The 9,311-nt window shown below is 57.5% G+C and carries 8 protein-coding genes and 1 pseudogene; 6 read left to right on the top strand and 3 right to left on the bottom strand.

The window, feature by feature from the left end:
• Positions 1-841: 841 nt before the first annotated feature.
• On the top strand, positions 842-1,432 hold the full coding sequence (locus JKG68_RS29315; protein ID WP_202065626.1) for a recombinase family protein: 591 nt from the start codon (positions 842-844) through the stop codon (positions 1,430-1,432).
• A 103-nt stretch (positions 1,433-1,535) separates the two neighbouring features.
• Here JKG68_RS29315 and JKG68_RS29310 read toward each other — a convergent pair whose 3' ends face one another.
• On the bottom strand, positions 1,536-2,540 hold the full coding sequence (locus tag JKG68_RS29310; protein ID WP_202065624.1) for a hypothetical protein: 1,005 nt from the start codon (positions 2,538-2,540) through the stop codon (positions 1,536-1,538).
• Positions 2,541-2,818: 278 nt separating this feature from the next.
• Between JKG68_RS29310 and JKG68_RS29305 the strand changes: the two are divergent.
• Positions 2,819-3,986: pseudogene (locus JKG68_RS29305) on the top strand (IS3 family transposase).
• Between the two features lie 266 nt (positions 3,987-4,252).
• Here JKG68_RS29305 and JKG68_RS29300 read toward each other — a convergent pair.
• Positions 4,253-4,486, bottom strand: a complete 234-nt coding sequence (locus tag JKG68_RS29300; RefSeq protein ID WP_202065622.1) for a DUF6894 family protein — start codon at positions 4,484-4,486, stop codon at positions 4,253-4,255.
• A 270-nt stretch (positions 4,487-4,756) separates the two neighbouring features.
• Entirely contained in the window at positions 4,757-5,104 is a 348-nt protein-coding gene (locus JKG68_RS29295; RefSeq protein WP_202065620.1) for a hypothetical protein, read from the bottom strand.
• 612 nt (positions 5,105-5,716) lie between these two features.
• On the opposite strand from JKG68_RS29295, the gene JKG68_RS29290 reads away from it, so the two are divergent.
• The 4 genes from JKG68_RS29290 to JKG68_RS33045 all read left to right on the top strand — a co-directional run bounded on the left by JKG68_RS29290 (position 5,717) and on the right by JKG68_RS33045 (position 8,886).
• Positions 5,717-7,540: a PAS domain-containing protein gene (locus JKG68_RS29290; RefSeq protein WP_202065618.1), complete on the top strand. Its 1,824-nt coding sequence runs from the start codon at positions 5,717-5,719 to the stop codon at positions 7,538-7,540.
• A 344-nt stretch (positions 7,541-7,884) separates the two neighbouring features.
• Positions 7,885-8,190 (top strand): PilZ domain-containing protein, encoded by a 306-nt coding sequence (locus JKG68_RS29285; RefSeq protein WP_202065616.1) that lies wholly within the window; start codon positions 7,885-7,887, stop codon positions 8,188-8,190.
• Positions 8,191-8,394: 204 nt separating this feature from the next.
• Positions 8,395-8,637, top strand: coding sequence for a hypothetical protein (locus JKG68_RS33050; protein WP_210346488.1), 243 nt, complete (start codon positions 8,395-8,397; stop codon positions 8,635-8,637).
• An 81-nt stretch (positions 8,638-8,718) separates the two neighbouring features.
• Positions 8,719-8,886 (top strand): hypothetical protein, encoded by a 168-nt coding sequence (locus JKG68_RS33045; RefSeq protein WP_210346487.1) that lies wholly within the window; start codon positions 8,719-8,721, stop codon positions 8,884-8,886.
• Positions 8,887-9,311: the final 425 nt, after the last annotated feature.

The following is a 9,311-nucleotide window of genomic DNA, read 5'->3' as shown; positions in this document are numbered from 1 at the left end:
TGGGCGCCTCCGCAAATCGGCGCCAACCAGTGAATCACAAGTCATTGCTCGGATTCAAATTTCACTCGGACAGGCTCATAGCAAGCTAATGCAAACAGAGGGCCAACCCATTTTGCACATCGCAAAAAATTGAGCCCCGTTGATTAAACCAGTCTCCAACAATTTCCCCATAGGGTGCCTCTCGTCTGTCATGAGGTAGGCTCGCGGCGCACCCTCGGCTCGCGCTTGGTTTTCGGCTTCTCGGCTTTCTCTATAGGCTCCTCAGGCTTCGGCTTGGGCTTGGTGCGAGCCTGCACTGGCTGCTCTCGTACAAGCACCGTGGTCGTGCTGGCCTCGATGCTGGGCTTCCTAACCCCTGCACTCCGTTTAGGTCCATGGAGCCACATGGTTCGATAGACGCGCCACCACAGCACAAATGGGCAGAGGCCAACAGCAATCAACTGACAGTACCAGAGTCCGAGTGCTACTCCCTCGGCTCTCGTTGAGGCACTGTAGTTCCCGATAACAAGCCCAATGATTGTGGCGACTGCTCCCGCTGCCAGCGTCCAGAGAGTTGCTGCGATGACGCGCTGAAGGAACGGCAGAAGCCCCATGGTGTCGTGTATCTCAATAAGTGAAAGATGAGCGACTCGTTCGCTGAGGGAGATGTAGGGCGTGGAGGCGCGATTGGGCTTCTTTGTGGCGCGACCCACCTATACGGAAAACCCTGCTGAAATCCGGTGTGGAGAAACCTTGTATTTCCTCACCTTTTTCGATCCAGCTTGACCATACGTTAAACATCTGATTATCGTATAATACGAACTATCATCGTTTTCAGTGATCCGGCACAGGGGCAGCAATAATGGGCAAACGGGCAGCCATCTATCTTCGCGTCTCCACAGATGGTCAGACCGTTGAGAACCAAAGGGCCGATCTGACCAAGCTGGCAGAGCTGCGAGGCTGGGACGTATCCGCCGCCTATGAGGATGCTGGGATCTCCGGTTCTAAGGGCAGAGACAAGCGTCCAGGGCTCGACAACCTCCTCAAGGACGCAAAGCGCCGCCGCTTCGACATTGCTCTGTTCTGGGCTGTTGACCGCTTGGGACGTTCCACCTCCGCTGTGGTGACGGCGATGGACGAGCTGGAAGCAGCGGGGGTCTCGCAGTTCTACTTCAAGGAGAGCATGGATACCTCCACAGCTCATGGACGGGCCATGCTGGAGATGGCCGCTGTGTTCGCTCGGCTCGAACGGGAGATGATCCGATCAAGGGTCAACGCGGGACTTCAACGAGCGAAAGCTGAGGGGAAGACGCTCGGTCGCCCTAAGACCAAGCAGGGGGTGGAAGAGGCCATTAGGAAGGTCCGTGCTGAGAACCCAACCATCGGGATGATCAAGATTGCCAAGCACCTTGGGGTAGGTGTCAGCGTGGTGCAGCGGGTGCTTGCTGCGTGATGACCTGAAAGCCTGATCGGCTTGTCGTGCGAAAAGCGAGCCGGAGTGATTGTGGACGCTTCTCCGGCTCAAACATCGTGAAACTTGCGAGCGCCTCTCGGCTTCAAACAACAAGGATGTAATCTGTCACACCAGTTGAGCCGCCCCCTGCTGTTCCACTCACAGTAATTGTGTGCTGCCCTGGAGTAAGGCCCTCGATCATCAGCCAGTACCCGGATGACAGACTTGGGTACAGATCGTCCTCAGGGGGCAACTCAGGAGGGAGCGAGGCGTTGAGCAGAGAACCTGCCTGAGGCTGACCGGGTGTGAAGGGGTCGGATTTTACAAGATACTCCTCGATGTTCTCGACTGAATCGCCATCGATGGTAGCGGAAAGGCTTGTCACATCTACACTCGCTTCCCATAAGGCAACTTGTTCGGCAGCGTAGCCCGCAGGATCGGTTTCAAACGGGATGGAAACGAAGTTTTGAACGGGTATCAGTACCGGGTGTCCTTCAGGGACGGTAAATCTTCTTTCTACACTTGGGTCTTCTGACAAGTTACCCGCCAGGTAAAAGACTGGTCCTGTGTTACCTACGTCAGCATCTTCGCCCGTCGTATCCAGAAGAGGATTACGTTCTAGTGGCGCTTGGAGCGCCCATGTCCACCAGTTCGCAGTCCAATCCTTAACTCGTGTGCCAAATACCACTGCGTCAGGAACGGCTATCCTATAAGCGTGGCCATCGAGAAAAATGCCAGTTGCGAACCCTGACCGGGCAAATGGCACATCACTGTCCGAAATGCCTGCAAGATCATTGCGGTAGGTGGAATACTCCCCACCAATCAGGTCGAGGTTGTTAGACGATTTGTCATAGATGAGGGTATAGGTGGAAGCGTTCTGTCCACCAGTCGGACCGGTATCAATCCCATAAGCATCAGGATCAACCGCCCTGTTGATGGTGTTTACGACCAACCGCTCCAAGCGCTCCTCTAATCTGTTATCAGATGTAATACTGAACTCGATGTAATGGTCCCCATTAGGGGCCTCCTCGATGAGGCCTTGGTCGAAATCGAATGTTCTGTCGAGGAGATTGAGATAACTGCTAAGCTTCGCTGCATTGGTGGCCATCTTTACCTCCCTTGACGGCGTCACAATCTGTTAGACGCTGTCTTGCGTAGACTCTGGCACGCATTGAACTGGGTAGGCGGCAACGCAACCGTATAGATTTTCATCCGGTAACAGGACGGGGGCTGAAGCTTGCTCCTCTTTAGACGCTCTCGCAAGGCACAGTAGCCTCACTCAATATCTTGTAGGCCGATTGCCGGATTGGCGTGAAAGCCATGGTCTGCCCCCTGAGAAGTGGTCCTCCCTGATGTATGGCTTTGAGCCGAATGGAGGACGAGAGAATGAGCAAGAAGAGACACACGGCCGAGGAAATCGTCGCGAAACTGCGGCAGGTGACGTGCTGACGGCACAAGGCCGGACTGTCGCCGAGGCCATCCGGCAGATCGGTGTAACCGAAGTGACCTACTATCGCTGGCGCTCGGAGTACGGCGGGCTGAAGTCGGATCAGGTCAAGCGCCTGAAGGAGTTAAAGGCCGAGAACGCCAGGCTTCGGCGCGCGGTGTCTGACCTCACCCTCGACAAAATGATCCTGAAAGAGGCTGCCAAGGGAAACTTCTAAGCCCCGCCCGCCGCCGCGCTTGTGTGGAGCATGTGACCGCCAAGTATGGTGTTTCCGAGCGTCTGGCGTGCCGGGTTCTGGGCCAGCATCGCTCCACCCAGCGCAAGATCCCCAAGCAGCCAGAAGATGAAGTAGCGCTGACCGCCGACATCATCTCGCTCGCTCTCCAGTATGGCCGTTATGGCTACCGGCGCATCACCGCTCTTCTGCGGGAGGCCGGCTGGCGGGTGAACAGGAAGCGGGTCGAGCGGATCTGGCGGCAGGAGGGGCTGAAAGTGCCACAAAAGCAACCCAAGAGAGGACGGCTCTGGCGCAATGACGGATCCTGCATCCGGCTCCGCCCAGAGTATCCCAATCATATCTGGTCGTATGACTTCGTCGAAGATCGCACGCATGATGGGCGCAAGTTCCGCATGCTCAACGTCATCGATGAGTTCACGCGCGAATGCCTGGCTATCCGGGTGAGCCGGAAGCTGAAAGCTGTCGACGTCATCGATGTGCTCTCGGACCTGTTTATCCTGCGTGGCATTCCAGGCCATATTCGGTCCGACAACGGCAGCGAATTCGTGGCCAAAGCTGTGCGCGAGTGGATCACGGCGGTGGGAGCGAAGACGGCTTACATTGAGCCGGGCAGCCCATGGGAGAACGGCTATTGCGAGAGCTTCAACTCGAAGCTTCGGGATGAACTCCTGAAAGGAGAGATCTTCTACAAGCTGAAAGAGGCTCAGATCGTGATCGAAAGCTGGAGGCGCCACTACAATACCGTGCGCCCACACTCATCCCTGGGCTATCGACCACCCTCCCCAGAGGTCGTGCTGTGGCCGGCTGCGCAACCCCAACCAGTTCCGCCGGCCACTCCAGCCGTAGCGCCACGACCGATCATGCACTAACATTGATCCCGGACCACCTCATGGGGGCCGGCCACTGTTGCGTGCGCTGTACCGTGATCAGTGCCCACTTCTGCTTCAGGGCTCAAAGCTGACGTTCGGCTCACTTCCGCTAGGTGCCACTTTCGGACATTCCGGACATAGGGTCCGTTGAACGATCAGATACCGCTCGCTCCCGATCCTGCTCGGATGGGATCCTGGGTGCCAGCTTCAGAAGGGCATTAATCGTCGCCGTTTCCAACTGTCGACAGGGGTAGACGGCATTGCATTCACTCCAGTCGCTCGATGGTCAGCGCGACTGTTACGGTCAGGAGCACCCGATGCTGTTCGTCCTTTACCTCGACACAAACCTCCCGTGCGCGGCGTGGGAGCCAATCTCGCGCGAGTGTAACGGCAGTCTGCGTCGCCTCATGCTCAGCCGCATCCAGGGTAGCGCAGTAAGAGCCCTCCAGATCCGGCATGATATCTGCTCTTGTATGGACATCGAAATAGAAGCGCCGCATGTCACGTTTCCAACTAATGGTCCACCGCGGCTCGGTGATGGGATGCCTTAAGCCCGCGCAAGCCTGTTGGACCCTCCGGCGCAGAGAACGCCAACACGACCAGGATTAAGATCAGGTGAGGGTCGGGAATGTCGGTCAAAATAATCTGATCCAGACCGTGCGTGGGCTCCTGTTTCGATCCAAGATAAAGTGGATCACGGCATCTTTCCCCGCCCCCACGTCCCGTGGCTCGGACGAGGAGCCGAGGATAAGCGGGCAGGACACGCCCTTTTAGTGCAAGCTTTCCGCCTGTTGCCTTGCATTGGCGATGAACTCCACCGCCCGCGCCAAGTTGTCCTCGTCGAACTCGGTACATCCGCAACTCTCAACAGCCGCCCCTCGTTCATGTGAGTAAAGCTCCAGCCAAAACCATGGCATGCCTGGAAGCCTCTGCTCTTCCGAGACTTCGGTCAGCCGCGCCTCGAGCAAGCCGAGCCGAACAACAGTCACCGTGCGTGAACCGTACGTTTCAGGAGTATAGGCAAGCTGGATATAGGCGCGGATGATGCACTGTTCGATCTCGTCAGGGCTCATCTCGGTCCAAGTGAGGCTGAGTGGAGTTCCGGTCGTCCAGAGCATTGCGTTCCCCAAATCCTCGGGTGCTGAAATTCGGACACCCTTCCTTTGCATTCGTATGTTTGGCTGCCCCTGCAATAATGGCTCTATCGATGCGGGCGCCTGCCGCCCGCCATAGGCCAATCAGGCCCTTGCCGATCCAGGCCACCATATCCTTTTCCTCAAAAGCTACGCGGGAAGTAACACCGCATTAACATTACCGAAAACCGTAGAATTCGGAGCCAGTCGACAGTCACCCGGCTATCCAAGTGGCCAATACGGCAACGACACCAGCGCGACACCAGCGCGACACCAGCGTACTTATACAAGGATGCTTAGATTTTGCTAGCCGCCGACAAGGGGACATGGGGCATCTACTAAGGTATTTTGCTTCAACGAGCCTAATATTGTGCAGTCATCGCAAAAAGTGTTCTTGAGGGGTCATTCGACTTGCAGCGGCACGGAAAGAGAGCAAAATTTGCTCTGGCTCGTCCAATCACCTAAGGGCAGCACGAAGAGGTTCTTGATCGAACCTTGACTGCGATGTCGGCAACTTTAGACGGAGGCGACCCCTGTGCCACCGTTCCTGGCGTCACCTGATGGCTTCGGATCCAGGGAATTCTCTAGAGACAGACGATGGATAAAGCGGCTCAGATGAACGATGGCGTGGAATTGGTTGGCTACGGCAATGCGCCCTCTCCTTTCGGCCACTGGGAGTGGGATTTCAACACAGGTGGCGTCACCTGGTCCGACGGCATGTTCCGGGTTCTGGGTCTGGAGCCTGGGGCCGTGGCGGCGTGCTATGACCTATTTGTGAGCATGGTGCATCCTGAGGATCGGGCGAACCGCATCGCCGGCGGCTCGGTTGCGGTCGTGCAGGGCCAGAACATCGACTCTGAATTCCGCATTGTTCAGCCGAACGGCGCCGTGCGTTGGGTCGCCAACAAAGGTGAGGTTTTTCGTGATGCTGACGGCAAGCCAAGTTGGGCGGCGGGCGTGCTCATCGATGTCACCGACATTCGGGAGGCTCAGCTACAGCTCTTGGCCAGGGAAGAGCGTTACCGTGCCCTGGCAATGGCCAACAGCATTGGCGAATGGCGGGCGACCTCCAAAGGAAACGCGATTGAGGCGCAATGTTGGGCCAACTTCACCGGCCGCCCTGTCGAGGATTGTCTGGATCGCGGATGGCTTGCCGCAATTCATCGCAAGGACGTAGCGGCTGTCGAAGCCGGCTGGGACGAGGCGGTACGGATCGGCTCGTATTTCGAGATGAGCTTTCGTCTTCAACACCGGAGCGGAGAGTATAGATGGGTGCTCTGCAAAGCGGTCCCCATCAAGCGTGACGATGGCCCGGCGCGCGAATGGGTGGGAACCGCCGAAGACATCCAGGCCAAGCGTGAAACGGGAGAACTGCTGCGCGTTCATGAGGAACGACTGCGCCTGGCCCGCTTCGAAGGTCCCATGGCAACCTGGGACTTCAACCTGGAAACTGGGCAGATCACACGGTCGGGCAATGCCCAGGACGTTCTTGGCATTGGCTCAGAAACCGTCGAGGAGTTTCAGGACAGCATCCATCCCGAGGACAGGCCAAAGATCCAGGAGCTGGTGCGTGCCACGCGCCAATCGGGCAATGCTTTTAGCGCCGAGTACAGGCGCATCCGGCAGGATGGCGGGATTACATGGCTTCGCTCCCGTGTCAGGGTGGTGCCAAGCGCGTATGGCGGAGCCGATCACGTCATCGGCGTCACCTTCAACATCACGTTGCAAAAGGAAGCAGAGTTCGACAGACAGGAAACAAAGAGAGCTCTACGAGAACTCAATGCGCGGTACAGTGCTCTGATGAGGGCCGCTGGGGATTTCGTTTGGACTGTCGGCCCTGACGGCAAGGTTTCCGACATGCCGGAGTGGCGGGCATTTACAGGACAAAGTTTTGATCAGGTGCAAGGCTGGGGTTGGCTGAGCGCGGTCCACCCCGCTGATCGGGAGCAGACCCGCGAAGCCGTGCAACGTATCTTGGACACGAGCGCAGGATCATCCTACGAGTACCGCGTTCGCGATCGATCCGGCGAATACTACTGGTTCAAAAGCAGCATTTTCCCGGTGCTCAATGAGGAAGGCACTCCCGTTGAATGGATAGGTGCGTGCCAGCGGATCGCGGGACCAGTTCGCGAGCATGAGGCAACCTTCACCCGTCCGCTCCAAGCAGTTCCCCGGCCTCGTATCGATGATCCACTCATGCCATGGCAGCTGCGGGCGGCTCGGGGAATTCTTGGATCGTCCGTTCGTGAACTTGCAGAAATGTCCGGGGTGTCGGTTTCGACAATCCGACGGGTTGAGGACGGCCAGAGCAACGACCATCGCCTCCTGCTGACGATCCGCAGCACCCTCGAGCAGGCCGGGGTCGAGTTTCTATCAGCAGCCGACGGAGAATGCGCCATCAGACCCGCAAGGGGCCGCTGAGGCGTTGGCGGACATGAACTTGACGCGAAGCTCATGTTGCGCCTTTGCGGGTCGTCGTTGTCTACTATGCATCAACGAGGCGATGCTCACACAAGAGCAGAAATTGCTCTTCCGACTGGCCCGTTATCCTGCCATCGATCACTTGCATGAATTTCGCTCTCTACGGGTATGCTTGGCTGCGCTCAGCTAGAAACGCTTGAACTTCTGCTTGCGTGGAGACATTCGGAATAGGACCTTCTCCTAGTGCAAGGACGCTGCACCATGCTGAGCAGGTGCAGATACTGGGACTAAGAAAAGAAAGTCAGCCTGATCACCACGCTTTTGTGCTGAAGGAGCCGAGATGCATGCACGATCGCCGCTCAAGCAAGCGCCTGCCGTCGATCTTGGAAGGGCGCATTACACTTGATGGAGAAATGACCAAAATCATCTGCACCGTTCGGAATCTTTCTGTTACCGGAGCAAGGATATGGATCCCTGAGGCAATCGATCTTTCAGGCGAGTTCAATCTTGAGATCCCATGGACTGGGCAAACAGTCCGTGTGCGCTTGGCTTGGTCCAAAGGACAAACTCACGGGCTGATGTTCCTCGCGGACCTACATCCCGAGCCGAATACTACAATCGATAGCCTGTCAGGCGATCTCCCACACTGATGGCAGTGCTCGATGGACTGCCCTTAGAGCTGACTATTCTGGAACTCACTGATCACGCCGCGATCATGCCGCTCTGCTCGGGGCATGAGCTGATCAGCCTCAGTCTAAACATGACTGCGATGTGGCGTTCATCTTCATACCTACCTTTGCGCATTCGATACCCCGAGGAGGATATCCTTCGAGAACCGCCAGTGGCACAGCAGAATGCCTGCCCAACTGTCGCACTCGGTCAAGCTTCATCCCCACCTGTACCGGATCGACCCAGAGCAGGGCATCCGGCGCTTCCACAGTCTCATGATCGAGCTCGAGCAGCGGGTGGACCGCCTACCACCTTGTTGCATGCCGCCGGGCATTGGCCGGCAGGCTCCACGTCGGTATCATGACACCGAGGCAGCCCAGCACTTCATGGCCACGTGGCGGGTCCAGCAGGCAAAGGGGCGCACATGACGAGCCTTGCCGACCATGAGGAGGAGCGCCTCCGGATTCTTGAGGAGACCGGGGCCTTGGCGGGTTCCGATCCGGCGCTCGATGCGATTTGCCGCCCTCGATAGGACGTACCATGACCCTGAGCACAAGGGCTGGTGGCACCTGGAAGCAGGATTTGGCAAGTGCAACTTCCGGGACGCGCCCCTGTTCAAGGCGCACGAAGAGGCTGGAGCCTGGGTTGGGCAAATCCTGATGCGCAAGGCCGCGTAAGTCGTGGAAGCACATTCTGAAACCCGATAACGGGTCCAAGGCTCCAGTCTAACCGGCCCCCATACGGCCGTCGATGCCGACGGATATAATGGCGAGATCTTGCGCGGCGATCCGGCCAAAATCTCCGGCCTGGTTTCACTTAGGTGAAGGCTGTCGCCCTGCGGAGGGCGCATTCTCAGGATTGTGGATTGGTCCTCTTTCATCCCTCGGGACCCATCCGCCTCCGAACACAAGCAAGTCAGCTCCTGAGAGAACTCCCCCGTCGATTGCCCCTCAATGGGGGAGTTTTGACGTCGGCCATTAGCCCAGGCACGCCGATCCGGTCGATATCTCCTGCCGCGTTCAACCTAGTACTACAGCCGGGCCTTGTGCGTTGTCTTAGACACGGAGGTGTCGCGCCATGACGCATGCAAGCGAGGCCCACC

The organism is Microvirga aerilata, assembly GCF_016743775.1.
Classification (GTDB): Bacteria; Pseudomonadota; Alphaproteobacteria; order Rhizobiales; family Beijerinckiaceae; genus Microvirga; species Microvirga aerilata.
Note: the sequence above shows the minus strand (reverse complement) of the source record. Positions and strands in the feature narration are given on the sequence as shown.

Coding starts and splice junctions, on each gene's coding strand:
- JKG68_RS33050 (WP_210346488.1), top strand. CDS start 8,395: ATGCCTGCCCAACTGTCGCACTCGGTCAAGCTTCATCCCCACCTGTAC.
- JKG68_RS29285 (WP_202065616.1), top strand. CDS start 7,885: ATGCACGATCGCCGCTCAAGCAAGCGCCTGCCGTCGATCTTGGAAGGG.
- JKG68_RS33045 (WP_210346487.1), top strand. CDS start 8,719: ATGCGATTTGCCGCCCTCGATAGGACGTACCATGACCCTGAGCACAAG.
- JKG68_RS29295 (WP_202065620.1), bottom strand. CDS start 5,104: ATGCTCTGGACGACCGGAACTCCACTCAGCCTCACTTGGACCGAGATG.
- JKG68_RS29300 (WP_202065622.1), bottom strand. CDS start 4,486: ATGCGGCGCTTCTATTTCGATGTCCATACAAGAGCAGATATCATGCCG.
- JKG68_RS29290 (WP_202065618.1), top strand. CDS start 5,717: ATGGATAAAGCGGCTCAGATGAACGATGGCGTGGAATTGGTTGGCTAC.
- JKG68_RS29315 (WP_202065626.1), top strand. CDS start 842: ATGGGCAAACGGGCAGCCATCTATCTTCGCGTCTCCACAGATGGTCAG.
- JKG68_RS29310 (WP_202065624.1), bottom strand. CDS start 2,540: ATGGCCACCAATGCAGCGAAGCTTAGCAGTTATCTCAATCTCCTCGAC.